This is a genomic window from Pseudarthrobacter sp. fls2-241-R2A-168, assembly GCF_030209335.1.
GTDB lineage: Bacteria > Actinomycetota > Actinomycetes > Actinomycetales > Micrococcaceae > Arthrobacter.
In genome coordinates, this window is sequence record NZ_JARVSG010000033.1 from 62680 (window position 1) to 86183 (window position 23504).

Consider the following 23504-nt stretch of genomic DNA (forward strand, 5'->3'; position numbering starts at 1 on the left):
GATTGGCAGGCCGGTTGGCAAACCGGTTGATCGGCTGGTCCGATTGATTGGCTGACGCCGCTGCCTGGCCGGTGCCTGCTGATTGACAGGCCCGCCGGCGCCTTCTGCCGCGTTCAGTGCTGGCCGTGTTGCGGCAAGGCGTCGGGGTCGTCCCGGTGGGAGTTGAGGAGCCAGCCGGAAACGTCGCTGCGCAGCACCAGCAGCGGGCCGCCGGTGGCACTGACATTTCCGTTGGGCACGTAATAGCCGCGGCCCGAACCGGGGCCCCCGGCCGCGCGGTCCAGTGCCTCAACCAGGTGGCGCGGGAGGTGGCCCTGCGGACCAAGGCTGCGAAGCTCATCAAGTTCTTCCGGCGTAAGCCGTCCCAAAACCTCAGCAATATTGGCCATGACCGGTCCCTTCGAGGAAAGTGCCTGAAGGAATAACCTAAAGCAGGGCCGTGAACTGCCGGTTAACACTGGACGGCGAATTCGCTTCTTTTCGTTTGTTGCTGGAAATGGAGGACACATGCCGGTCCGAAGCGCAGGAATCCTCCTGTACAGGATGGGTGCGACGCCGGGGCCCGCCACCGGTCAACAGCCAGGCAGCGCACCTGGTGTTTCCGCCGAGCTGCAGGTGTGGATTGCCCACATGGGCGGTCCGTTCTGGGCCCGAAAGGACGCGCACGCCTGGTCCATTCCCAAGGGCGAGTACACGGAGGACGAGGACCCGTTGGCGGCCGCCATCCGGGAGTTCGCCGAGGAAATGGGAACACCCGCACCGGCTGCTGACTACGAACACCTCGGCGAATTCCGCCAGCCCTCCGGCAAGATCATCACCGTTTACGCGGCCGAACAGGACTTCCAGCCGGAACGCATCGAGAGCAATACCTTCCCAATGGAATGGCCCAAGGGTTCAGGCCGGATCCAGCACTTTCCCGAAATTGACGACGCCCGCTGGTTTGCGGAGCCAGAGGCAAGGCTCAAGCTGGTGAAGGGCCAGGTCCAGGTCCTGGACGCCCTCGCCGAACATGTCCACCCCCGGTCCGCGTGAAGGTGCCACCGAAGACCGCCCCTGTCCCCCAGACGGCTGAAGGCCGGGAACCCTCTGGGATTCCCGGCCTTGCACGCCCTTGCCGCGCCAGATGCGGCGTCCTTCAGGCTGCCGCGCGGATTCGCCCCGCCATGGGGTTGGCTGACGCAACCTTGACCACGGTCACGTCGTCGCCGCAGCACAGCATGGTCCTGCCGGCCCCATCGTCCCGGATGATCCAGAAGACGCTTCGGTCTGCGGCAATCATGTCGATAATTCCGGACACCGGGGCACGGCCGGCGGCATGGAGCTCCACATGGTCGTTGCGGCAGAGCCTGGACCAGTCAGGAACCGGCGGCGCCGCGTTTACCGTTCCCCGGCGGGCTGGTTTGTGAACGTACATGCGCCTCTCCAAAGGACTCTCTGCTAGAAGTTTCCGCCGTCGGCCTTGACGGCCAGGACCGGCCGGTCTGCCTGCATGAGGATGCGCTGGGCGTGGCTGCCCAGGATGAACTTTCCCACCTGGGTGCGGTGCCGAAGCCCGATGACGATCAAGGAAGCATCAGCGTCCCTGGCCACGTCCAGGAATTCATCCGCGAGGTCATGCTGGTAGGGCGGCTGGATGACGCTCGCCTTAACCCCTGCCTCGGTGGCGCGGCGGGCGGCCTGCGCCAGGAGCTCCTCGGGCGCCACGGACTTGTCCACCAGTGCGCCTTCCCTGGCGGAGTTGACGATCAGGAGGTCCTCGTTCCGCAGCCGGGCTTCGGCGATGCCGGCCGTAAGGGCGGCTTCTCCTGCCGGCGTGGGAACGAATCCGACGACGATGCTCATACTTTCTCCTTGATGTCCTGCCGCGCTGCTGGTGCAGCGACGGGCGGCTTGCGCTTGGCGATGGAAGTCCGGATGACCGGCAGTACTGCCACCAGGACAAAAACAACGAGCAACGTGGCTGAAATGGGCCGGCCAAAGAAGCCCAGCGGGTCGCCGCCGAAGACCAGCAGCGAACGCCGCATGGAGCTTTCGAGCAGTTCGCCGAGCACAAAGGCCAGGACCAGGGGCCCGGGTTCGAACCCGAACTTCTTCATGAGGTACCCGATGATGCCGAAGACCACCACGAGCGTCACATCGAACATGCTGTTGTTGATGGTGTAGGCACCCAGCAGCGTGATCAGGGCAGTGACCGGCGCCAGGATGGCCGCACGGACCCGCAGGATCCGGACGAAGATTCCCACCAGCGGCAGGCTCATGATCAGCAGCAGGATGTTGCCGATGTACATGGAGTTCACTACGCCCCAAAACAGCTCCGGGTTCTGCTCCACCAGCTGCGGGCCGGGGGTTACGCCCTGGATCAGCAGCGCGCCGAACATCAGCGCCATGGTGGCGTTGGCCGGGATGCCCAGCGTCAGCAGGGGGATGAACGAGGAGGTGGCGGCGGCGTTGTTGGCCGTTTCCGGGCCGGCCACGCCTTCCGGCGCTCCCTTGCCGAACCGCTCGGGCTGCTTGGCGCGCTTCTTCTCCATGGCGTAGGAGGCCATGGAGGCGATAGTGGCGCCGCCGCCTGGAAGAATGCCGAGGAAGAAGCCCAGGACAGAGCCGCGGCCGATGGCGCCCGAGGCCTGCCTGAGATCGCCGCGGGAAGGCCAGACGTTGGCCACTTTCGACGGCGCCTTGGCGGCCCGGTGCCGTTCCTCCAGGTTGTAGAGGATCTCACCCAGCCCGAAGATGCCCATGGCAATCGGCACGAAGTCGATGCCGTCGGCCAGTTGCAGGCTGCCGAAGGTAAAACGGCTTTCGCCGGTGAAAATGTCCCTGCCGACCGTGGCGAGCAGTAGGCCGAGGGCCGCGGCTATGAGTGCCTTGGCTTTCGCGCCGCTGCTGATGGTGGCCACCAGGAGGATGCCCAGCAGTGCAAGGGCGGTGTACTCCGGCGGCCCGAAATCCAGCGCGAAACCGGCAACGATGGGCGCCAGGAAGGTCAGGCCGATGATGGCCGCCGTGCCGCCGATAAAGGAACCGATGGAGGCAAGGCCCAGGGCGGTACCGGCCTTGCCCTGCCGGGCCATTTGGTAGCCGTCAAAGACGGTCACCACGGAGGAGGCTTCGCCGGGAAGCCGGAGCAGCACCGAGGTGATGGTGCCTCCATACTGGGCGCCGTAGAAAATGCCGGCGAGCATGATGATGGCGGTGACCGGCTCGACGTTGTAGGTCAGCGGAAGCAGGATGGCGATGGTTGCCGCGGGCCCCAAGCCGGGCAGCACACCGATCAGCATGCCGATGACGACGCCGATCAGGCAGTAGAGGAGGTTGGTAGGCTCCAGGACCACCGCAAAACCGTTAATGACGGGATTCAGAAAATCCACGGAGGTCTCCTAGAAAAGGTGGGGGATGGACGTGCCGAGCGCCAGGACAAAGATGCCGTAGAACGCCGCGACGACGATGGCGCTGACCAGCAGCGTGGAGCGCCAGGTTTCGCCGCCCAGGAAGCGCATCCAGATGATGCACAGCACCAGGGCAGGAATCTCGAACCCGATCAGCGGCATCAGTGCCACCATGGCTGCCAGTGTCACCAGTCCGGTGAGCGGGGCAAGTGACATGCGCGTGAACTTTTCGGCGTCACGGTTGTGCCTGCCCAGGATGAGCTGGAACAGGCCCAGGGCGGCCATCACGCAGCTGATGACGAACGGCCAGAGGCCAGGCTGCGGGCTGGACGGTGTGCCAAGTCCCATGGAGATGGACAGGACGACGGCGCCGATGCCCACACCGAGGACCACCAGGGACGAGGCCATGTTGGCCAGGGGACCGGCCGCCGGGGGCTTTTCCTCCTCCCATTGGGCGGCCAGCTGCTCCGGCGTCAGTTCGTCGACGGGTTCGGACTGGCCGTCCTCCGATGCGCGGGGGGCGGTGCCGCCGGAGGAGGCAGCCGTGCTGCTTCCTCCGGCAGGCTCCACTGCATGGGTTCCTTTCACAGGAATCACTTATTTCCGCTCAGGCTGATGTCATACTTCTCCACCAGTTCCTTGTACTTTGCTGCGTAGCCCTTCCATTCGCTGACCACTTCCTCGCCGGAGATTTCCTTCGGCGTCAGCATGTTCTTCTCGTTGAACTCCTTGTAGGCGTCCGATTTGAAGGTCTCCTGGAATGCCCCGTACAGCTTGTCCTTGACCTCCTGCGGCGTTCCCTTGGGAGCGGCGACCGCGCGGTACTGGGCCACAGGAACGTCATATCCTGCTTCCTTGGCAGTGGGGGTGTCCGGCAGGAAGCTGTTGCGCTCCTCGGAGAAGACCAGCAGCGGGGACACCTTGCCCGCCTTGATCTGCGGCATGGCCTCGCCCAGCTGGATGGTGGCGAGCTCCACCTGGTTGCCTAGCGCCGCCGTCAGTGCCGGCTTGCCGCTGTCGAACGGGATATCGGTGCCGGTGACGTTGGCCTGCTTGAAGAGGACGGTCTGGGCCAGCTGGCTTCCCGTGCCCACACCGGTGGTGCCGAAGGTTACGTTGCGGCCGGCATCGGTGACGTCCTTGAAGGACTTGAAGCCGGAGCCGGGGCTGGCCACCAGGACGTAGTCATCCTGGGACAGGCCGGCGATGATGTCGAGGTCGTCAATATTGACAGCTTCGTCGGCGGAAACAGCCAGCGGCGTGATGGTGATCAGCGAAGCGGTCAGCAGGACCAGTTCCTGCCCGTCGGCGGGCTTGCCGGCAACTTCCTTTGTAGCGAGGGCGCCGTTGGCACCGGGCTTGTTGACGACGGGCACCGGCTTGCCAAGGGTTTTCGAGGCGCCTTCGGCCAGGGCGCGGGCTATGAGGTCCGTGCTGCCGCCAGCCGCCTGGCCTACCGTGAGGTTGATGGGCCCGGAAGGGTATTCAGCCGTTTTGGACTGGCCGCCGGCGACGTTGCCGCAGGCTGTCATGGCCAGCAGGGTGATGGCCGAAGCCGCGCCGAGGACTGAGCGGCGTGTGGGGAAGTGCTTCATTGGGACTCCTCATAAAAACTCCGGGATGCTCCCGGACGGTGCTGTGAACCGAATCACTTCGGCTTGCTCGAACGAGTTTAGGGACGGGTTATGATGCCTGTCTAAGCCCAAAACTGCATCACCTGATACCCGGAAGGCATCATGTTTACGTTTGACCAGCTGGCAGGATTCATCGCCGTCGCCGAGGAGCTCCACTTCGGGAGGGCTGCCGAGCGCCTGAACATGACGCAGCCTCCGTTGAGCCGGCAGATCCAGAAACTTGAAAAAATCGTCGGTGCCGAACTCCTGGAGCGGGACAACAGGCGGGTGGAGCTCACCTCGGCGGGCCGGATGTTCCTTGAGGAAGCCCGCCGGCTCATGGCACTGGCGGAGCGTGCACCGGTGACGGCCCGGCGGATCGCGTCGGGACGTTCCGGCGTGCTGCGCATCGGCTTCACCGCGGCCAGCGGCTTCAGCATCCTGGGCCCGTTACTGGAAGAGGTTTCGAGCCTCATGCCGGACGTGGATATCGACCTTCAGGAACTGGTGACCCGTGAGCAGCTCAACGGCCTGCTGACCGGTGAACTCGACCTTGGCTTCGCCCGCCCGCCCTTCGACAGCGAAACCTTCGATTCCCATCTGCTCTACCGGGAATCCATGGTGCTGGCCGTTCCGTCCGGGCACCGCCTGACCCTGCTCGGCCGGGACATCACCGCAGCGGACTTCAGCGACGAGCCCTTGATCATGCACTCCCCCACGCAGGCCCGTTATTTCTATGACCTCGTGGTCAGCATGCTGCCCATCCGGCACACGAACGTGGTGCACACGGTCAGCCAGATCCTCACCATGGTCTCGCTCGTTGCCGCTAAGCGCGGGCTGGCCTTCGTGCCCCACTCCGCCACCATGCTGGGCATCAAAGGGGTGGAGTTCCTGCCGCTGGAAGCAGGCAGGGGGGAACAAGTGGAACTGCACGCCCTCTGGAATCGAAGGATCACCAATCCCGCCCTGGCACGGCTGCTGCAGGATCTCGAATTCTCGATGGAGTAGGTCCCCGATCATGCTCCGAAGGTATCAATACATATAAAAATGCACTTAGACAGGCATTAGACGGGCTCCTAGGCTGGGAGGGAATCATCACCTTCGCCGCCCGCGGCGCACATACCGGAGGACCACAACGTGGCAAAGCATTCACCCCAGGAACTGGCGGACACACTCAAGGAAGGCCTGCTCTCCTTCCCCGTTACCGCCTTCGACGCGCAGCTGCAGTTCGATGAAGAAAACTACCGCAAGCACCTGGCGTGGCAGGCCAGCTTCCCCGTTGCCGGCCTGTTCGCGGCCGGCGGCACCGGCGAAGGCTTTTCGCTGACACCGGCAGAATCCGAGCGCGTGGTCCGCACCGCGGTGGACGAAGTGGGCAGCCGCGTCCCTGTCCTCGCTTCCGCCGGCGGATCCACCGCCCAGGCCATCGAGAACGCCAAGGCAGCAGAGGCTGCCGGCGCTGAGGGCATCCTCCTGCTGCCGCCGTACCTGACCGAGGCTGACCAGGGCGGACTGATCGAGCACGTGAGCGCCGTCTGCAGCGCCACATCCCTGGGCGTCATCATCTACAACCGCGCCAATGCCATCTACAAGGACACCACCGTGGCCACCCTGGCTGAACGGCACACGAACCTGATCGGATTCAAGGACGGCGTGGGCGACCTCGAGCACGATGCCCGCGTGTACGCCAAGCTCGGCGACCGGCTGTTCTACCTCGGCGGCCTGCCCACGGCTGAAACTTTCGCCCTGCCTCTGCTGCAGCTCGGCATGAGCACCTACTCCAGCGCCATGTACAACTTTGTGCCGCAGTTCGCGCTGGACTTTTACCAGGATGTGCGCAACCAGGACCGCGTTGCCGTCAACAGGAAGCTGAACGACTTCGTCATCCCCTACCTGGACATCCGCGACCGTGTGAAAGGCTATTCGGTATCCATCGTCAAGGCCGGGCTGGACGCCATCGGCCGCTCCGCCGGCCCCGTGCGCCCGCCACTGCAGAACCTTGCCGAACAGGACCTCGCCGACCTCAAAGCCCTGATCGCCACCGTTTCCTAGCCGTCACCGCAGACACAGGAGAAAAGTACATGACCCTTACCGGACATTCCCTTATTGCCGGGCAGCCCACCGTTGGCGAAGGCAAAACGACCTTCGGCCTTAACCCGGCCACCAACCAGGCCCTGGACCCCACCTACACACTGCTCACAGAGGACCAGCTCAAGGCAGCCACCGCCGCCGCAGCCGAAGCCTTCCCCTCCTTCAGCACCCTTGACCCCGAAACCCACGCCGGCTTCCTCGAAGCCATCGCGGACAACATCGAAGCCATCGGCGACGAACTCATCACCCGCGCCGGCCAGGAAACCGGCCTGCCCGCAGCCCGGCTCCAGGGCGAACGTGCCCGCACCACCGGCCAGCTGCGGCTCTTCGCAAATGTGGTCCGGCAGGGCGACTTCCGCGGCGTCCGCATCGATCCCGCCATCCCGGACCGCACTCCCCTGCCCCGGGCCGACATCCGCCAGCGCCAGATCCCGCTCGGCCCCGTCGCCGTGTTCGGCGCCAGCAACTTTCCGCTGGCCTTCTCCACCGCCGGGGGAGATACCGCGTCCGCCCTCGCCGCCGGCTGCCCCGTCGTCTTCAAAGCACACAACGCCCACCCCGGCACCAGCGAACTCGTCGGCCAGGCCGTCACCAAAGCCGTCAAGGACTTCGGCCTGCACCCCGGCGTGTTCTCCCTGGTCTACGGCCCCGGTGCCAGCATCGGCCAGGCCCTCGTGGCCGACCCCGCCATCAAGGCCGTCGGCTTCACCGGCTCCCAGGCCGCCGGCATCGCCCTCATGCGCACCGCCGCTGCGCGCCCCGAGCCCATCCCGGTCTACGCGGAAATGTCCTCCCTGAACCCCGTCTTCGTCTTCGAAGGCGCACTGAACGGCACCGCCGAAGACATCGACGCCCTCGCCCGGCAGTACGTCACCGCCGTCACCGGCAGCTCCGGCCAGCTCTGCACCTCACCCGGCCTGCTCTTCGCCCCCGAAGGCGAGGCAGGGGACAAACTCGCAGCCGCCGTCGGCCGCGCCATCTCTGCCTGCGCCGGACAGACCATGCTCACCGAAGGCATCGCCACCTCCTGGAACAACGGCACCGAAAACCTCGGCAGCGCCAACGGCGTCCAGCTCATCGGCCAGGGCACCCCGGGCCCCACCGAAAACGCCCCGGCACCCACCATCTTCGGCACGGGCGTCACCGAATTCACCACCAACCCGGTCCTGCACGAGGAAATCTTTGGCGCCGCATCCCTGGTGATCCGCTATTCCTCCATCGAGGACCTCCTCCAGGCCACCCGCCGCATCGAAGGCCAGCTCACCGCCTCCCTGCAGCTCACCGAAGAGGACTACCCGACCGCGGCACGCCTCCTGCCCGTCCTCGAACAGAAAGTAGGCCGCATCATCGTCAACGGCTGGCCCACCGGCGTCGAAGTAGGCCACGCCATGGTCCACGGCGGCCCCTTCCCCGCCACCTCCGACTCCCGCACCACCTCCGTCGGGACCCTCGCCATCAACCGCTTCCTCCGCCCCGTCGCCTACCAGAACCTCCCCCAGGAACTCCTCCCCGAAGCACTGAAGGACAACAACCCCTGGCACCTGAACCGGCGCATCGACGGCGAAACAGTCGCTGCTGCGGAGAAGGCCGAGGTGGGCGCATGAGCAACCAGCCCATCATTGCCGCCGTTGAAGTAGTGCCGGTTGCAGGCCATGACAGCATGCTGATGAACCTCAGCGGCGCGCACGGCCCCTTCTTTACCCGCAACGTTGTGATCATTACGGACTCGGAGGGCCGCACCGGCCTGGGCGAGGTTCCCGGCGGCGAGAAGATCCGCACCACCATCGAGGAAGCCGGCGCCCTGATCACGGGCAAGCCGGTGGCCCGCTACCGCTCGCTCCTGCGCGAGGTTGCGTCCGAGTTCGCGGACCGCGACGCCGGCGGCCGCGGCCTGCAGACCTTCGACCTGCGCACCACAGTGCATGCGGTGACGGCGGTGGAATCGGCGCTGCTGGACCTGCACGGCCAGTTCCTTGGCGTTCCCGTGGCCGAACTCCTCGGCGACGGGCAGCAGCGGACCTCCGTGCCGATGCTCGGCTACCTGTTCTTCGTTGGCGACCACGCCCGCACCAATTTGCCCTACCTCGTGGAGGATGCTCCGGCTGACCGTTGGGAGAAGCTCCGCCGGCAGGAGGCAATGACTCCGGACGCCGTCGTCGCGCTGGCCGAAGCGGCACAGGAGCGCTACGGCTTCAGCGACTTCAAGCTCAAGGGCGGCGTGCTGTCCGGGGACGACGAAGTGGACGTTGTGACCGCCCTGGCCAAGCGCTTCCCCGAAGCCCGGGTCACCCTGGACCCCAACGGGGGCTGGCTCCTGGACGAAGCCATCCGGCTGGGCAAGCGGATGCAGGGCGTCGTTGCGTATGCCGAGGACCCGTGCGGTGCCGAGGGCCGCTTCTCCGGCCGCGAGGTGATGGCCGAATTCCGACGGGCCACCGGACTGAAGACGGCCACCAACATGATCGCCACGGACTGGCGCGAGATGTCGCACGCCATCCGCAGCAACGCAGTGGACATCCCGCTCGCGGATCCGCACTTCTGGACCATGCACGGCTCGGTCCGGGTGGCGCAGATGTGCCACGAGTTCGGCCTCACCTGGGGCTCGCACTCGAACAACCACTTCGACATCTCGCTGGCGATGTTCACCCATACCGGGGCAGCAGCCCCCGGCGAGATCACGGCGCTGGACACACACTGGATCTGGCAGGACGGCCAGGGCCTCACGAAGGAGCCGCTGCAGATCAAGGGCGGCGCGATCGAGGTTCCCGACGCTCCCGGCCTGGGCATCGAACTGGACCGCGAAGCCCTGGACAAGGCCCACCAGCTGTACCTGCAGCACGGCCTCGACGCCCGCGATGACAGCGTGGGCATGCAGTACTACATCGACGGCTGGTCCTTCGACCCGAAGCGGCCGTGCCTGGTCCGATAAGAGCAGTTCGGTAGCAGTTGCCCGGTAGAAGCAGTCTGATAACTGCCGTTCGATAGAAGCAGTCCGCCGGCAGCTGTCCGGTAAAGTTGTGGGGTCCGCTGTGACGGGCCCCACTGCTTTCCAGTGCCCCGCAGCCGGCCTGCGTTATCCAACCCCCAAAGGAAACATTCAATGATGTCTTTGGACAATGCCGTCACGGACGTGGCCTCGGCCACGAAGAAATTCTTCAAGCGCGTGCTGCCCATCATGCTGGTCATGCTGGTGTGCAACCAGCTGAACCGGTCTAACATCGGCTACGCGCAGGACCACCTCCAGGCTGACGTTGGCATCGGTGCCGCCGCCTATGGTTTTGGTGCCGGCCTCTTCTTTATCGCGTATGCCATTTTTGAACTTCCCAGCAACGTGATGATGGAGAAGTACGGCGCCAAAGTGTGGCTGGCAAGGATCATGGTCAGCTGGGGCATAGTTTCCTTCCTGATGGCGTTCGTGCAGAACGAAACCATGTTCTATGTCCTGCGCTTCCTGCTCGGCGCCGCAGAAGCAGGCTTCTTCCCTGCCGTCATCTTCTACTTCGCCCGGTGGGTGCCAGCCGGGCAGCGCGGAAAGGCAACCGCGATCTTCATCGCCGGCTCATCCATTGCCGCGGCCATTTCCGGACCCATCGCCGGGATGCTGCTCAGCCTGCACGGCGCGCTGGGCCTGCGCGGCTGGCAGTGGCTGTTCGGCTTCGAAGGCGCCCTGTCAGTAGTTGTGGGCATCACGGTGTTCTTCCTCCTGGACGCCAGGATCAGGGATGCCAAGTGGCTCACACCACGCGAAAAAGATGCACTGTCCCAGGCGATCGCAGCTGAGGACGCCCAGCACACCACTGCCGGCGGCGGAAAGATCAACCGCTGGAAGATGCTCCTGAACCCGCAGATCCTGCTGCTGTGCGGCATCTACTTCTCGGTGCAGCTCTCCATCTACGCAAACACGTTCTGGCTCCCCAGCATCATCAAGCAGATCCCCGGCACCACCGACCTCACGGTGGGCTTCCTGTCCTCGATTCCGTGGATCTGTGCCGTGTTCGCCATGTACTTCGCCGCCAAGTGGCAGGACAAGGCCAAGTCCAAACGTCCCTTGCTGGTGGCCGCACTCCTGGTCGCCGCAATCGGCACGTTCGCAGCCGCCGTCGCGTCCCCTGTGATGGCGCTGGTGTTCCTGGCCATCGCCGCGATGGGTTTCAAGAGTGCTTCGCCGCTGTTCTGGACCATCCCGCAGTCAGGGCTGCATCCGCTGGTCCTGGCTCCGGCCATCGCCATCATCAATTCGCTGGGAAACCTGGGCGGGTTCGTGGCGCCGTTCGGCTTCGGCATCATCAAGGAGCAGACCGGAAGCGTCATCCCGGGCCTGTTTGCCCTCGCAGCCGCCTCCACCATCGCCGCGGGCCTGGTGTATTTCCTGAAGGAACGCCGCAACGAAACGGAGCCAGTCGCCGACGCGGCGGACCACAGTGTGGAGGCTCCGGCGCCCAGCCGGGCGTAGCAATGACGCGATTGCGCCGCGATCGCCGCAACAGTGCCGGGGAGCTGTAGCGTTCCGGCGTCACTGCACTGTTCCAGCGTCCGGGCCGGGAAACCGCCCGGAACGCTGTGCGGCTATGAACCCGTGATCACCAGGGCAACGCTGTGCCCGCCGAAACCGAAGGCGTTCACCAGCCCGGCCTGCGGTGTACCCGGCTGGAGATGGCGGACGTCTTCGGTAACGACGTTAAGCTCCACCTCCGGGTCCAGCGCCTCCACGTTAAGGGTCCCCGGCAGCATTCCGGTCCGCAGCGCTTCCACCACCACCACCGCAGCCAGGGCTCCGGCGCCGCCCAGCAGGTGGCCCGTGTGGCCCTTGGTGGACGTCACCGGGATGCCGGCACCGAAAATCGCGTTAATGGCCTGGCCCTCGAGCCGGTCGCCCACCGGGGTGGACGTGGCATGGGCGTGCACAAAGCCGATGTCCTCCGGATGCAGGCCGGCGGAGTCGAGTGCCTTCTGCATCACGCGCCGCTGCATGGCAGGATCGGCGGCCACAATGTCGTTCGCGTCGGAGGTCACTGCTCCCCCGGCAACCGCCCCCAGCACCGCTGCACCACGGGCCCGCGCGTGCTCTTCGCTCTCAAGCACCACCACGCCGGCGCCCTCTGAGAGCACAAAGCCGTCCCTGCCGCCGTCGAACGGCCGCGACGCGCGCTGCGGATCATCGTTGCGGGTGGACAGCGCCCGGATCTGCGAGAAGCCGGTGACCACAAGGTTGTTCACGGAGGCGTCCACGCCGCCGGCTATCACGACGTCGGCAGCACCGGAGCGGATCATCTCGGCTGCCTGGACAATCGCCTCAGCTCCGGAGGCGCAGGCGCTGACGGGAGTCCGGGCGCCGCCGCGGGCGCCGAGGTCGATGGACACCCAGGCCGCCGGGCCGTTGACCATCAGGCGGGTAAGGGTGTGCGGGGAAACCTTGCGCGGGCCTGATGCGGCGAGCGTCCGGTCCTGTTCCAGGGTGGAGCCCAGTCCGCCGTAAGCCGAGCCGATCACCACGGCGAAGCGCTCCGGGTCAACGTCGGGGGCGCCGGCCTGCTTCCAGGCTTCCCGCGCCGCGATCAGTGCCAGCTGCCCGCAGCGGTCCATGCGCTTCATTTCGCGCGTGCTGAGGTGTTCGTTGAGGTCCGCAGTGACCTGGCCGGCCATTTTCACCGGCAGCTGTTCCGCCCACCCGGCTTCGAGCGGCGCAATCCCGGATTTGCCCGCCACCAGCGCGGCCCAGGTTTCGGGGACCGATGAGCCGAGCGGGTTGATGGTGCCAACGCCGGTGACCAGTGCGCGTGGTGGTGTTGCGCTGGATTGAACTGCGTTCACGGTTCCTACTTTGCGGGGTTGTGCGTGCCGATGGGCACGAGCGTGAGGTCGGGGTGGTTCTTTTCGATGCGGCGCAGCGCCCAGACGTCGTTGAACAAGGCGAGGTACTCGCCGTCGGACCGCAACAGCACCTCGGCGCCCGGCACGTTGGCCAGCGCTGGCATGGCATCCGCCGTCGAAATCCTGGCCAGCGAGTAGGGCAGGCGTTCCAGCCTCATGGGCGCACTGAAGTCATGTGCCATCCGGTCCTCCACCACCTCGAACTGCATGGGGCCGACGGCGGCGAGCACCGGCGCCTGGTCGCCGCGGAGGTCGGAGCGGAGCAGCTGGATAACGCCTTCGTGTTCGAGCTGTTCGATGCCGCGGCGGAACTGCTTGAATTTGCTGGGGTCCTTGGAGCGTGCCACCTGGAAGTGCTCCGGGGCAAAGAGCGGGATGGCGGGGTATTCCACGGGTTCGTCAAGGAAGAGGCTGTCGCCCACGCGCAGGGATGATGCGTTGACCAGGCCCACCACGTCCCCGGGGTAGGCCTCGTCGATGACTTCGCGTTCGCGGCCGAACACCTGCTGGGCGTACTTGGTGGCGAAGGACTTGCCGGTGCGGGTCTGCGTGACCACCATGCCCCGTTCGAACACGCCGGAGCAGACGCGGATGAAGGCCACGTGGTCGCGGTGGGCCTTGTTCATGCCCGCCTGGACCTTAAAGACGAAGCCCGAGAACGGGGACTCAACCGGCCGCGGTTTTCCCTCGATGTCCGGCCGGGCAGCAGCCGGCGGAGCGAAGTCCACCAGCGCATCCAGCAGCTCCTTGACGCCGAAGTTGAGCGCGGCGGAGCTGAACAGGATAGGGGTGGCCTTGCCGGCGTGGAAGGCTTCGACGTCGAACTCAAGGTTGGATTCGATCACCAGGCCGGCCTCGTCCACGGCGTCGGACCAGTTGCTGCCCTGGGTTTCAGCTGCCTCTTCAGGGGTGAAGTATTCGGTGATGGCGATCTGGGCGCCGGCGTTGTTGCGCTGGAACCGGGCGAAGCGGTCGTTGCGGAGGTCCCACACACCACGGAAGTCGCCGGAGATGCCCACGGCCCAGGTCAGCGGCATGGGCTGCAAGCCGGTGCGCTCGGTGATTTCGTCCATCAGCGCCAGCGCGTCCAGGCCCGGGCGGTCCCATTTGTTGATGACGGTGATAATGGGCAAGTTGCGCTGCTTGCAGACCTCGAAGAGTTTCATGGTCTGGGTTTCCAGGCCTTTGGCGGCGTCCACCAGCATCACCGCACAGTCGACGGCGGCCAGAACGCGGTAGGTGTCTTCGGAAAAGTCGGCGTGGCCGGGGGTGTCCAGGAGGTTGATGACCGTGTCCCGGTAGGAGAACTGCAGCGCCGCCGAACTGATGGAGATGCCGCGGTCCTTCTCCATCTGCATCCAGTCGGAGACGGTTTCCTTACGGTTGGCCTTGCCGCTGGAGGCACCCGCGGTGCCGATCACCTTGGCGTGCAGTGCCAGCGCTTCGGTCAGCGTCGACTTGCCGGCGTCAGGGTGGGAAATGACAGCAAAGGTCCTGCGACGGCCCGCCTCTTTATGAATCTCCGAGATCCGGGCGGGGGTGAGGACATCTTGGGACACGGTGCTACTTTCGCTGCGGGTGGGACTGTCCAGGCGCCTTTGAAGGCACTGCGCGCCGGAGCGCTGCGGCCCGGGCCGGGAAACGGACTGGCGGAAAGCCAAGTTCCAGTTTATCGCAGCGCGGCAAATCAATGCCGGTCCGCTTAACGCCGCGGAAACCACTGGTTCAAAGCCTCGAAATGAGTGCCCGCTACCGTGACCGCATGATGAGTCTCAGCAACGCCTCCTGTGGAGCCTTCGTGTCACTCCGCACCGCCGTATCCGGCAGGGAAAGGAACTGATCAGTTATGCACGGCATTTCCTTCCCGGCCAACCTGTTTTTTGATCCCCTGGCCACAGGGCTGGTGGCGCCCGCCCCGGCTGCCCATCTTCGCGAGAGCGAATCGATGGACGCTCCGGCGGGTACACCCCGGCGGCGGCCTACGCAGACGGCCGCCGAGCAGAAAGCACTGCGCGCCGCATCCCTGGTGAAAGTCAGCAGGGAGCTGGAACGGATGGTGCGGGAGCGGGCGCGCTAACCGCCTCGCCGCGGTATTCTTGATCCCAGTGACACTTCATATTTCTCTGTGACCCAGAGCCTTAACAGCGGTTTCGGCCGGCTCCTCCTCGAAGGAGCCGTGATTGTGTGCGCCCGCCGGGGGAACTCCAGTTCCCCCCAAGACCGGCCACATCGAATCCCTACGCCTGGAAGATCACATGCTCAAGCCTTCATCGCCTTACCCCCAAGCTCCCTATAAGACGCCGTCTTCGCCCGCCCTTGACCGGCAAGCGCTCCGTCCTGACTGCGCCAACTGTTTTGCCCTTTGCTGTACAGCCTTCGGGTTCACCAGGTCCGCCGACTTTGCCGTCGATAAGGATGCAGGAACCCCGTGCACCAACCTCGCCGCAGACTTTTCCTGCACCATCCACCACAGCCTGCGTGCCCGCGGATTCAAAGGCTGTACGGTGTTTGACTGCTTTGGTGCGGGCCAGCGGGTGTCCCAGGATCTCTTCGGCGGAGAAAGCTGGCTGGAGCGGCCGGCCAGCAAGGAGAAAATGTTCTCGGCCTTCAAGGCTGCCAGGCAACTGCACGAGATGCTCTGGTACCTGGCGGAAGCACAGGTGCGTACCTTTGATCCTGAGGCCTCGCAACGCGCGGTAGTCCTTCGCAGCATTATCGAAAAGGCGGTCGGCGGCGATCCGGACGGGCTGTTGTCACTGGACGTCCAAGAGCTGCACGCCGAAGTCAGGTTGTTGCTGATGGCTGTCAGTGAAGAAGTCCGCGCGTCCTACTTCGCCACGGGGGATGACCACCTGGACCCAGATCTTAGGCCCCGGGCAGATCTTAGCGGCAAGGATTTGCGGTCCCGCCGGTTGTGCGGGGCGGACCTCAGAAGCAGCTACCTCATTGCAGCGGACCTTCGCGGCAGCGATCTGACGGCCGTGGACCTGCTGGGCGCGGACCTCAGGAACGCCAGGCTTGAGGGCGCCGACCTGTCCCGGGCCCTGTTCCTGACCCAACCGCAAATCAATGCGGCACAGGGGGATCTCCGGACGCTTTTGCCCGCTGACGTGGCTGCCCCTTCACACCGGGGCCCATAGAGGAACCGTCCGCGCAGGGGGCCGGGAGGCGTTTACGAATCCGCGAAATGCCCGCCCGGCCACCCGCCGTCGAACCCATTTTCCGCCTGTTGGCACTGCCCCCTAACGGGGCACTTTGGGGCTTGCCCGTGCGGAAGTTGCCGGTTCTTACCCCTATCATTGAGCTTGCGGGAGAATGAGCATTTTTTGATCCTGCCGGCGGAGCATCAAACCGGCATTCCTGCGGGCATCCGGCCCGCACCTTTGAAGGGACACACTTAAATGGCGCGGAGCCCCGAAGAATCTCTCAGGGCAACCCTGGCCAGAGTGGCACCCGGAACCCCGCTCCGCGACGGACTGGAACGGATCCTCCGCGGACGCACCGGCGCACTGATAGTCCTGGGCATGGACCGGACCATCGAATCCATCTGTTCGGGTGGTTTCGACATCGGCATCGACTTCTCCCCCACCCGGCTCCGTGAGCTCGCCAAGATGGATGGCGCCATCATCTGCGACAAAGACGCCGGCAACATCCTCCGCGCAGCCGTCCAACTGGTCCCCGATTCCAGCATCGAGACCCAGGAATCGGGCACCCGCCACCGCACGGCCGAACGCGTGGCCATCCAGACGGGCGTACCCGTTATCTCGGTCAGCCAGTCCATGCAGATCATCGCCCTGTACGTGAACGGTTTGCGGCACGTCCTGGAAGGATCCGAAAAGGTCCTGGCCCGCGCCAACCAGGCCCTCGCCACCCTTGAGCGCTACCGGTCCCGCCTGGACCAGGTCACCAGTTCGCTGTCCGCCCTGGAAATCGAAGCGATGGTCACGGTCCGGGATGTCGCCGTCACCCTCCAGCGCCAGGAAATGGTCCGCCGAATCTCAGAGGAAATCTCCCAATACGTGCTGGAACTTGGCGAGGACGGCCGGCTCCTGTCGCTCCAGCTCGATGAGCTCACGGTGGGCCGCGGCCCCGGCAGCGACGTGATCATCCGCGATTACGCCAGCCCCAACGCTTCAGCCGATGACATCGAAAAAGCCGTCAACGAACTGGTGAACCTGGGACCTACCGAACTGATTGATTTGGGCAAGATCTCAAACATCGTGGGGTTTGCCGGCGGCGAAGCGAACCTGGACGCCGTGGTGCAGCCTCGGGGCTACCGCCTGCTTTCGGGCCTCAAAGCGGTTCCGAAAGCCGTTGCAGACCGTCTGGTAGACCACTTTGGCGGCCTGCAGTTCCTTATGGCAGCCACCATCGATGACCTGATGACCGTGGACGGCATCGGCGACCAGCGCGCCCGGACCGTGCGCGAAGGCCTCAGCCGGATGGCGGAAGCAAGCCTGCTGGACCGTTTCCTCTAAAGCCAGTGGGTTACTGCCGCTTTTTTCGCGGCCAGAACGGCGGTTACGGAGCAGACGCTTGAAAGGAACCCGTTAGTTCAGCTGGAAAACAGCCTTAGGGCTGGCTTTCGAGCCGAGCTTCGCGGTGAAGATGTAGTACGCGCCGCCGCCTCCGGGCTTGGCTTCCACCGGCTGGCAGCCTTCGAGGGAACGGTTGCGCGACCACGGGAAGTTGGCGGTTTCACTGGCCCCCGGTGCAAGCATTTTCACCAGGTCCTCGCTCTTCGCCTGGCAGTCCCTGGACGAGAAAATCCGGTCGGCGCCGCTGGTCACCAGGAATTCCATCTGTGAGGTTCCGATATTCACCTCGCACGGCATGGTCCCGCCGTTGCTCACCTTCAGCGTCAGCATCGGGTTTTCCCCGGGGCCGTAGACGGCTTTGTCCGTCGACGCCGAGACGGTCACCAGGTTCTGGTTGCAGGTTGGGGTGGGTGACGGCGTGGGCGTGGGTGCCGGAGCAGAGGCCGACGCCGAGGCCTGGCCGGAGGGGTCAGCGGACGCGGTTGCGCCGGCGGCCGGGTCGGTTGATGACGCCTGTTCGGACCCGCCACTGAAGGCGCCGGCGAGGGAGAATCCGCCCACCACCAGTGCGATCACCAGCAGCAAGGCCGCACCCAGGAACAGCCGGCGCCGGCGGTACACGGCAGGGCTCGGCTTGCGGACCATGCTGGATCCGGATGCCGTTGTCCTGCCTCGTGATGAATTGCCTTGCCCGCCCATCCTCCTAGGCTAGAGAACGGCGGCCGATCTGCCCTGCCACCACGCCGCCGGCAGACCCATCGCTCTGGTCACATCCAGCCAGGCGGCAGGGCCCTATCCCGTTTAAGGCGCCGGACGGGGATCCATTACAGTGTTGGGATCGATACTGAAGCCCTAACCACCGCCGCGCCTGCCCGTTTGCCCTCGGAAACGGAACTGCAGGAGCTGCATCACCGGATCAACGCGTGGTTCGCCGGCATCGCCCGCGACCTGCCCTGGCGCGAGCCCGCCTGTTCTCCATGGGGGGTGCTGGTCAGTGAGATCATGCTGCAGCAGACCCCCGTGGTCCGGGTGCTGCCCGTCTGGCGTGAATGGCTGCAGCGTTGGCCCACCCCGGCCGGGCTGGCTGGCGAGCCGGCAGGAGAGGCAGTGCGTTCCTGGGGTCGCCTGGGCTATCCGCGCCGTGCACTGCGGCTGCACGCGGCAGCGGTTGCGATCGCCAAGGATCACGGCGGCAAGGTTCCGGACAACTACGCCGACCTACTGGCGTTGCCGGGAGTGGGGAGCTACACGGCCGCGGCGGTGGCGGCCTTCGCCTACGGGCGCCGCGAAACCGTAGTGGACACCAACATCCGGCGGGTACACGCCAGGCTGATCTCCGGGATGGCACTCCCCGCTCCGGCGCTGACCGCCGCGGAGATGCGCCTCGCGGCCGGGCTCCTTCCGGACGACGACGGCACATCAGTGCGCTGGAACGCTGCGGTGATGGAGCTGGGGGCTCTCGTCTGCACAGCCCGCGCACCCAAGTGCGGTGACTGCCCGGTCCGGGACTCCTGTGCCTGGCGCGCTGCAGGTGAGCCGCCGCCGTCGTACATCCCGAAGGGACAGGCGTGGCACGGCACCGACCGCCAGGTTCGCGGAGCCGTGATGGCCGTGCTGCGCGTGGCCGAGGCGCCGGTGCCGGCGGAGATGTTCCAGCGGGAGCCGGCGGACCTGGGGTTCGCGCCGGAGGGGATCGGGGTGCCCCTGGCAGCCCTGCACAGGCTGAACTCCGCCCCGGAGCAGCTGGAGCGGGCGCTGGCGGGGCTGCTTGCCGACGGCCTGGCCGAAGTGCAGCACGGCGGATACCGGCTCCCCGGTTAGAGCCTGCAGAGGGGGCCACCATAACGATGTTTGCATCACTTCACCCTGACCGCAGGCAGGCACAGCGCCCGGCTTTACGCTGAAGTATGGGCAAGCGCGGACTGCTTTTGGCGCTGATAACGACGGCGGGACTCGCCACTGCGTGCGGGCCGGGCCCCGGTGCGGTGCCCTGCCCGGCCATCGCCCAGGCCACAGCTGTATCGGTCACAGTCGCGGCGGACTACGCGCCGCAGGTGGAGAAGCTGCACCTCAAGGCCTGCCAGGACGGGCAGTGCGAGGAAGAAGACGTGGAGCTGCGCCCTGGCAGTGCATCGATCGACCAGGGCTGCACGCCGGAGGGGGTCTGCGCGGCCACCGCGTCCCCGGACGGGACAAAGATCGCCACACTGTTCCTGGAGAGCCTGACCGAATCCCCCATGTCGGTCACCGCAACGTCCACGGCACCGGACGGGTCACCCCTGCCCGTGCGGACCATCGATTTCCGCCCCCGCGGCGACTACCCGTTTGGCGAGCAGTGCGGCCGGTTCATATCTGCGTCCGTGCTCCTTGACGCCGCCGGGCTGCGGGAACAGCGCTGATCCTGGAACTAGAGCTGGAACAGGGCGGGCTGGCCAAAGTCCTCCCCGGATGAAGCTTCGGGTCCGGCTCCCGCCGCCCCTTCCGGCAGCCATTCGAAGCCAAGGTCGGCGAGGAGTTCCTCAACGGACATTTGCCCCTCGAGCACTTCGATATCGGGGGTGGTGTCTTCAAGGTCCGGCCGTTCCATGGCATCGAGCATATTCGCAGCGGTCCGCTCCGGCCCTGAGAACACACCGCCCGGCCATCATCCGGATTTGTGCAGTCGATCTCGGATGGGCTTACGGCTCGCCGAAGCCGGCCTGCACCAGCCCGCCAACGTAGTTCACGGCGCGTTCGGCGTCCGCACCCCAGGCTTGAACGTGCAGCACTGATCCCTTGCCGGCCGCCAGGGTCATCAGCGCTGTCATGGAGGTGGCATCCACGCCGTTGACCTGGACTTCCGCGTCCAGGGACGACAGGCCGCCGGCGATCTTGGCCGCTGGCCGCGCATGCATGCCTGCCTGGTTGATGAGCTCAAAGTCGCCGGTAAAATCGGGCCCGGAACCGGTGACGGAACCTTCCGCTACCTCCTGGACCGCAGGGCTTTCGGAGTGCCGGGCGGGGGCGCGGACGGCTTCCGCTGCCCGCTTGACCGCCTGCACATCGCCGCCGCCCTGGGCGGCGACGGCAGCGGCCACCAGCCCTTCCACCAGGGGCGCGTCCGCCAGCAATACATCTTCGGGGTTCTCCGCGAATTCCAGGGCTGACTCCGCGGTCATCACGGCGGATCCCAGATCAGTGAGGATCACGGCACCACCGCCGTTGGGCACCTGGTCCAGTGCGGCCATGACCTTCTCCAGGCTGGTGCCGATCCGGCCGTCAGTGGTGCCGCCTGCTGGCAGGATAACGACGTCCGGCGCCATTTGCGCGGCAAGTTCCGCGGCGCCGTCGGCAATCTTTCCACTATGGGACACCACCACGATGCTGACGGTCACGCAGCCGCCTTCGCCGCGGCGCGCATGATCAGGGCACTGGAAGCCGCGCCGGGATCGCGGTGGCCGGCGCTCCGCTCCCCCAGGTAACTGGCCCGCCCCTTCCGCGCCACCAGCGGGTCAGTAGCCACCGCTCCGGCCTCGGCCGCTTCTGCCGCGGCGACGAGGACGGTCAGCGGGTCAGTGCTGCCGTTTCCGGCTGCCTTGCCTGCCGCTTCAGCCGCCGGGGTCCAGGCGTCCACCATGGTTTTGTCCCCCGGCTCCGCCTTCCCGCGGGCCACAATCCCGTCCCGGGCAGCGGTGAGGGCACCGGCCCAGGCGGCAGGATCGATCTCGGCGGCGTCACCCAGGGACGTGGCGGCGCGCAGGAACGCAGTGCCGTACAGCGGACCGGCGGCCCCGCCCACTTTGGACATCAGCGTCATCGCCGTAAGCTTCAACGCCGCACCGGGGGTTTCCGGGGGCGACTCGGACAGTTTGTCCAGGACGGCCTGGAAACCCCGGTCCATGTTCTCGCCGTGATCTGAATCCCCGATGGCCCGGTCCAGCTCGATCAGCTCCACCCGGTGCTCCGCCATGGCCTGCGCGCACAGCGTCAACCACTTCACCGTCCAGTTCACATCGAGGACCACGGCTACACGCCCCAATGCAGCGCCGCGGTGTGTACCGGCGCGTCCCACAGTTCGGTGAGCTCACCGTCCAGCCTCAGTACTGAGATGGAGCAGCCCTGCATTTCCAGGGCGGTGATGTAGTTGCCCACCAGGGAGCGCTCGACGGCGGCGCCCCGGTCTGCGAGCACCTGCGCGGCCCGCCGGTACACGATGTACAGCTCGCTCAGTGGAGTGCCGCCCATGCCGTTGACGAAGAGCAGCACCTTGTCCCCGGAGGTGATGCCGAGATCGGACAGCACGGGCTCCAGCAGCCGGTCCGTGATGCCGTCCGCGTTTTCCATGGGGATGCGGTGCCGGCCGGGCTCGCCATGAATTCCGATGCCGATCTCGATTTCGTCCTCGGCCAGGTCGAAGCTGGGCTTGCCCGCGTGGGGAACGGTGCAGGCAGTGAGGGCCACACCCATGGTGCGGACGTTGCTGTTGACCCGTTCGCCGATTGCCGCCACCGCGTCGAGGTCATCGCCGCGTTCGGCGGCGGCCCCGGCAATCTTTTCCACCAGCACGGTTCCGCCCACCCCGCGGCGGCCCGCCGTGTACAGGGAGTCCTCGACTGCAACGTCGTCGTTGACCAGGACGGTGCGTACGTTCACGCCCTCGGCTTCGGAGAGTTCCGCTGCGGTTTCGAAGTTCAGGACGTCACCGGTGTAGTTCTTCACGATGTGGACGACGCCGGCACCCGAGTCGACGGCGAGCGTCGCGGGAAGGATCTGGTCCGGCGTGGGCGAGGTGAACACCGCCCCCGGCACAGCGGCGTCGAGCATTCCCCGGCCCACAAACCCGGCGTGAAGCGGCTCGTGGCCACTGCCGCCGCCGGACACCAGGCCCACTTTCCCGTTGATCGGCGCGTCCTTGCGCGTCACGAAAATGGGGTCTGGATTGACGGTCACGAGTTCTGGATGTGCCTGGCCAAATCCCTGCAGCGATTCTTCAACTACCGACCTTGGATCGTTGATGAGCTTTTTCATGGCGTTGCTCCTGGGCATGGTTCCTGGAGGATGACAGTCTGACCCTACTACCGGCCCATGGCGGGGCGGTAGGGTCCGGATTCGCGCAGACGCAGAAAAGGGACAGCCCCCAATGACCGTCCCTTTCCGTGGGCCCCCCAACCCGGCCGCAGTAAGTTTATCCATCAAATCGAGTAAAACCAAGCAGGTCAGACGGTTATCTTTGTATTTTTGGGCTGCAAAAGGGATGCTGGCGGGCCGGTCCCTGGACAGGCTTTCGGCGGCCTGTTCGGACCGGAGTTTTAGAACCGGAGCTCGGGCAGGGTTCGTCAGAGGAACTTGATCATCCGGGTGTTGCCCAGGGTGTTCGGCTTTACCCGCGCAAGATCGAGGAATTCCGCTACGCCTTCGTCATGGGACCGCAGCAGCTCCGAGTACACCATGGGGTCCACGGCCGATTGATCTGCCATGACTTCGAAACCGTGGCGCTTGAAGAAGTCCACCTCAAAGGTGAGGCAAAAGACGCGTGCCACACCCAAAGCACGGGCTTCCTCAAGCAGGCTCTCCACCAGCACGTGGCCAACGCCCTTACCGCGCCAGTCTTCGGACGCAGCCAGGGTCCTCACCTCGGCCAGGTCTTCCCACATCACGTGGAGCGCTCCGCAACCGATCACGTCGCCGCCGTCTGCCTCGGCGATGCGGAACTCCTGCAGGCTCTCGTAGTAGGCCACCGTCTCCTTGGCCATCAGAATCCGTTGCTCTGCCAGCGGCGCAACTAGTTTCTTGATCGCGGACACATCACTGGTGCGGGCAGGGCGGATATGGAAGGACTCGGTCACAGAGCAATCCTAGTTCCCGTGGCCGCCCCCAGGACTCAGCTCTCCGATTTCGTCATACGGCTGCTGAGATGAAGTTTTGCTTACCCTCAACTGTGCGAAGCGGGGCAGATAGCGAAGAGTTAGGAGCTCACATCCGGCAGCGTTTGCGGACGCGGACTGCGAACAACCAGTGTTGCG

General features: G+C 65.6%; 25 protein-coding genes. 11 read left to right on the top strand and 14 right to left on the bottom strand.

The annotated features are described in order from the left end of the window. Positions 1-113 precede the first annotated feature (113 nt). Positions 114-389: a hypothetical protein gene (locus tag QRN11_RS16405; RefSeq protein WP_091420394.1), complete on the bottom strand. Its 276-nt coding sequence runs from the start codon at positions 387-389 to the stop codon at positions 114-116. A 118-nt stretch (positions 390-507) separates the two neighbouring features. Between QRN11_RS16405 and QRN11_RS16410 the strand changes: the two genes are divergently transcribed. Next, positions 508-1032, top strand: coding sequence for an NUDIX hydrolase (locus tag QRN11_RS16410; RefSeq protein WP_285313645.1), 525 nt, complete (start codon positions 508-510; stop codon positions 1030-1032). Positions 1033-1135: 103 nt separating this feature from the next. On the opposite strand, the gene QRN11_RS16415 is transcribed toward QRN11_RS16410, so the two are convergent. The 5 genes from QRN11_RS16415 to QRN11_RS16435 are packed head-to-tail and all read right to left on the bottom strand — an operon-like array spanning position 1136 to position 4984. Then, positions 1136-1414, bottom strand: coding sequence for a hypothetical protein (locus QRN11_RS16415; protein ID WP_285313647.1), 279 nt, complete (start codon positions 1412-1414; stop codon positions 1136-1138). A 23-nt stretch (positions 1415-1437) separates the two neighbouring features. Continuing rightward, entirely contained in the window at positions 1438-1842 is a 405-nt protein-coding gene (locus QRN11_RS16420; RefSeq protein WP_091420388.1) for a universal stress protein, read from the bottom strand. Then, positions 1839-3371, bottom strand: coding sequence for a tripartite tricarboxylate transporter permease (locus tag QRN11_RS16425; protein ID WP_091420386.1), 1533 nt, complete (start codon positions 3369-3371; stop codon positions 1839-1841). Before QRN11_RS16425 ends, QRN11_RS16420 begins: the two co-directional genes overlap by 4 nt. A gap of 9 nt (positions 3372-3380) precedes the next feature. Beyond that, positions 3381-3959, bottom strand: coding sequence for a tripartite tricarboxylate transporter TctB family protein (locus QRN11_RS16430; protein ID WP_370455841.1), 579 nt, complete (start codon positions 3957-3959; stop codon positions 3381-3383). Between the two features lie 23 nt (positions 3960-3982). Beyond that, the gene (locus QRN11_RS16435) at positions 3983-4984 is read right to left on the bottom strand and encodes a Bug family tripartite tricarboxylate transporter substrate binding protein (RefSeq protein WP_285313649.1); all 1002 of its coding nucleotides are present in this window, start codon (positions 4982-4984) and stop codon (positions 3983-3985) included. A gap of 141 nt (positions 4985-5125) precedes the next feature. On the opposite strand from QRN11_RS16435, the gene QRN11_RS16440 reads away from it, so the two are divergent. The 5 genes from QRN11_RS16440 (at position 5126) to QRN11_RS16460 (ending at position 11546) form a co-directional block, all read left to right on the top strand. Then, positions 5126-6010, top strand: coding sequence for a LysR family transcriptional regulator (locus QRN11_RS16440; protein WP_285313652.1), 885 nt, complete (start codon positions 5126-5128; stop codon positions 6008-6010). A gap of 129 nt (positions 6011-6139) precedes the next feature. Continuing rightward, complete coding sequence (gene kdgD / locus QRN11_RS16445) at positions 6140-7054, top strand: 5-dehydro-4-deoxyglucarate dehydratase (RefSeq protein ID WP_142059447.1); 915 nt, start codon at positions 6140-6142, stop codon at positions 7052-7054. Between the two features lie 29 nt (positions 7055-7083). Beyond that, the gene (locus tag QRN11_RS16450; RefSeq protein ID WP_285313655.1) at positions 7084-8697 is read left to right on the top strand and encodes an aldehyde dehydrogenase (NADP(+)); all 1614 of its coding nucleotides are present in this window, start codon (positions 7084-7086) and stop codon (positions 8695-8697) included. Next, positions 8694-10022 carry an enolase C-terminal domain-like protein gene (locus tag QRN11_RS16455; protein ID WP_285313657.1) on the top strand — a complete coding sequence of 443 codons (1329 nt, stop codon included), beginning with the start codon at positions 8694-8696 and terminating at the stop codon, positions 10020-10022. Before QRN11_RS16450 ends, QRN11_RS16455 begins: the two co-directional genes overlap by 4 nt. 171 nt (positions 10023-10193) lie before the next feature. Then, the gene (locus QRN11_RS16460) at positions 10194-11546 is read left to right on the top strand and encodes an MFS transporter (protein ID WP_285313658.1); all 1353 of its coding nucleotides are present in this window, start codon (positions 10194-10196) and stop codon (positions 11544-11546) included. A gap of 113 nt (positions 11547-11659) precedes the next feature. Here QRN11_RS16460 and QRN11_RS16465 read toward each other — a convergent pair whose 3' ends face one another. Then, positions 11660-12904, bottom strand: coding sequence for a beta-ketoacyl-[acyl-carrier-protein] synthase family protein (locus QRN11_RS16465; RefSeq protein ID WP_285313659.1), 1245 nt, complete (start codon positions 12902-12904; stop codon positions 11660-11662). A 5-nt stretch (positions 12905-12909) separates the two neighbouring features. Continuing rightward, a complete protein-coding gene (locus QRN11_RS16470) occupies positions 12910-14523 on the bottom strand; it encodes a peptide chain release factor 3 (protein WP_285313660.1) in 1614 nt (537 codons plus the stop codon). A gap of 287 nt (positions 14524-14810) precedes the next feature. On the opposite strand from QRN11_RS16470, the gene QRN11_RS16475 reads away from it, so the two are divergent. The 3 genes from QRN11_RS16475 to disA all read left to right on the top strand — a co-directional run bounded on the left by QRN11_RS16475 (position 14811) and on the right by disA (position 17442). After that, the gene (locus tag QRN11_RS16475) at positions 14811-15041 is read left to right on the top strand and encodes a hypothetical protein (protein ID WP_285313661.1); all 231 of its coding nucleotides are present in this window, start codon (positions 14811-14813) and stop codon (positions 15039-15041) included. A gap of 178 nt (positions 15042-15219) precedes the next feature. Then, on the top strand, positions 15220-16104 hold the full coding sequence (locus QRN11_RS16480) for a pentapeptide repeat-containing protein (RefSeq protein ID WP_285313662.1): 885 nt from the start codon (positions 15220-15222) through the stop codon (positions 16102-16104). Positions 16105-16365: 261 nt separating this feature from the next. Continuing rightward, positions 16366-17442, top strand: coding sequence for a DNA integrity scanning diadenylate cyclase DisA (gene disA / locus QRN11_RS16485; RefSeq protein WP_091420370.1), 1077 nt, complete (start codon positions 16366-16368; stop codon positions 17440-17442). Between the two features lie 72 nt (positions 17443-17514). Here the strand turns inward: disA and QRN11_RS16490 are convergent, their stop codons facing one another. After that, entirely contained in the window at positions 17515-18201 is a 687-nt protein-coding gene (locus tag QRN11_RS16490; RefSeq protein WP_285313663.1) for a hypothetical protein, read from the bottom strand. Between the two features lie 177 nt (positions 18202-18378). On the opposite strand from QRN11_RS16490, the gene QRN11_RS16495 reads away from it, so the two are divergent. Continuing rightward, entirely contained in the window at positions 18379-19323 is a 945-nt protein-coding gene (locus QRN11_RS16495) for an iron-sulfur binding domain-containing protein (RefSeq protein WP_285313664.1), read from the top strand. Positions 19324-19409: 86 nt separating this feature from the next. After that, positions 19410-19901: a hypothetical protein gene (locus QRN11_RS16500; protein ID WP_285313665.1), complete on the top strand. Its 492-nt coding sequence runs from the start codon at positions 19410-19412 to the stop codon at positions 19899-19901. Positions 19902-19909: 8 nt separating this feature from the next. On the opposite strand, the gene QRN11_RS16505 is transcribed toward QRN11_RS16500, so the two are convergent. From QRN11_RS16505 to QRN11_RS16525, 5 genes are all read right to left on the bottom strand, one after another. Beyond that, on the bottom strand, positions 19910-20089 hold the full coding sequence (locus tag QRN11_RS16505; protein ID WP_142057166.1) for a hypothetical protein: 180 nt from the start codon (positions 20087-20089) through the stop codon (positions 19910-19912). A gap of 91 nt (positions 20090-20180) precedes the next feature. After that, positions 20181-20876, bottom strand: coding sequence for a dihydroxyacetone kinase phosphoryl donor subunit DhaM (dhaM, locus tag QRN11_RS16510; protein ID WP_285313666.1), 696 nt, complete (start codon positions 20874-20876; stop codon positions 20181-20183). Next, positions 20873-21505, bottom strand: a complete 633-nt coding sequence (gene dhaL / locus QRN11_RS16515) for a dihydroxyacetone kinase subunit DhaL (protein ID WP_091420362.1) — start codon at positions 21503-21505, stop codon at positions 20873-20875. Before dhaL ends, dhaM begins: the two co-directional genes overlap by 4 nt. 2 nt (positions 21506-21507) lie before the next feature. Beyond that, the gene (gene dhaK / locus QRN11_RS16520) at positions 21508-22509 is read right to left on the bottom strand and encodes a dihydroxyacetone kinase subunit DhaK (protein ID WP_285313667.1); all 1002 of its coding nucleotides are present in this window, start codon (positions 22507-22509) and stop codon (positions 21508-21510) included. A 308-nt stretch (positions 22510-22817) separates the two neighbouring features. Further along, on the bottom strand, positions 22818-23327 hold the full coding sequence (locus tag QRN11_RS16525) for an amino-acid N-acetyltransferase (RefSeq protein WP_285313668.1): 510 nt from the start codon (positions 23325-23327) through the stop codon (positions 22818-22820). Positions 23328-23504: the final 177 nt, after the last annotated feature.

Bases quoted from the DNA above. Each gene is read 5' to 3' on its own strand.
- QRN11_RS16405 (WP_091420394.1), bottom strand. From the start codon at position 389: ATGGCCAATATTGCTGAGGTTTTGGGACGGCTTACGCCGGAAGAACTT.
- QRN11_RS16410 (WP_285313645.1), top strand. From the start codon at position 508: ATGCCGGTCCGAAGCGCAGGAATCCTCCTGTACAGGATGGGTGCGACG.
- QRN11_RS16415 (WP_285313647.1), bottom strand. From the start codon at position 1,414: ATGTACGTTCACAAACCAGCCCGCCGGGGAACGGTAAACGCGGCGCCG.
- QRN11_RS16420 (WP_091420388.1), bottom strand. From the start codon at position 1,842: ATGAGCATCGTCGTCGGATTCGTTCCCACGCCGGCAGGAGAAGCCGCC.
- QRN11_RS16435 (WP_285313649.1), bottom strand. From the start codon at position 4,984: ATGAAGCACTTCCCCACACGCCGCTCAGTCCTCGGCGCGGCTTCGGCC.
- QRN11_RS16440 (WP_285313652.1), top strand. From the start codon at position 5,126: ATGTTTACGTTTGACCAGCTGGCAGGATTCATCGCCGTCGCCGAGGAG.
- QRN11_RS16450 (WP_285313655.1), top strand. From the start codon at position 7,084: ATGACCCTTACCGGACATTCCCTTATTGCCGGGCAGCCCACCGTTGGC.
- QRN11_RS16455 (WP_285313657.1), top strand. From the start codon at position 8,694: ATGAGCAACCAGCCCATCATTGCCGCCGTTGAAGTAGTGCCGGTTGCA.
- QRN11_RS16460 (WP_285313658.1), top strand. From the start codon at position 10,194: ATGATGTCTTTGGACAATGCCGTCACGGACGTGGCCTCGGCCACGAAG.
- QRN11_RS16475 (WP_285313661.1), top strand. From the start codon at position 14,811: ATGCACGGCATTTCCTTCCCGGCCAACCTGTTTTTTGATCCCCTGGCC.
- QRN11_RS16480 (WP_285313662.1), top strand. From the start codon at position 15,220: ATGCTCAAGCCTTCATCGCCTTACCCCCAAGCTCCCTATAAGACGCCG.
- disA (WP_091420370.1), top strand. From the start codon at position 16,366: ATGGCGCGGAGCCCCGAAGAATCTCTCAGGGCAACCCTGGCCAGAGTG.
- QRN11_RS16490 (WP_285313663.1), bottom strand. From the start codon at position 18,201: ATGGGCGGGCAAGGCAATTCATCACGAGGCAGGACAACGGCATCCGGA.
- QRN11_RS16500 (WP_285313665.1), top strand. From the start codon at position 19,410: ATGGGCAAGCGCGGACTGCTTTTGGCGCTGATAACGACGGCGGGACTC.
- QRN11_RS16505 (WP_142057166.1), bottom strand. From the start codon at position 20,089: ATGGAACGGCCGGACCTTGAAGACACCACCCCCGATATCGAAGTGCTC.
- dhaK (WP_285313667.1), bottom strand. From the start codon at position 22,509: ATGAAAAAGCTCATCAACGATCCAAGGTCGGTAGTTGAAGAATCGCTG.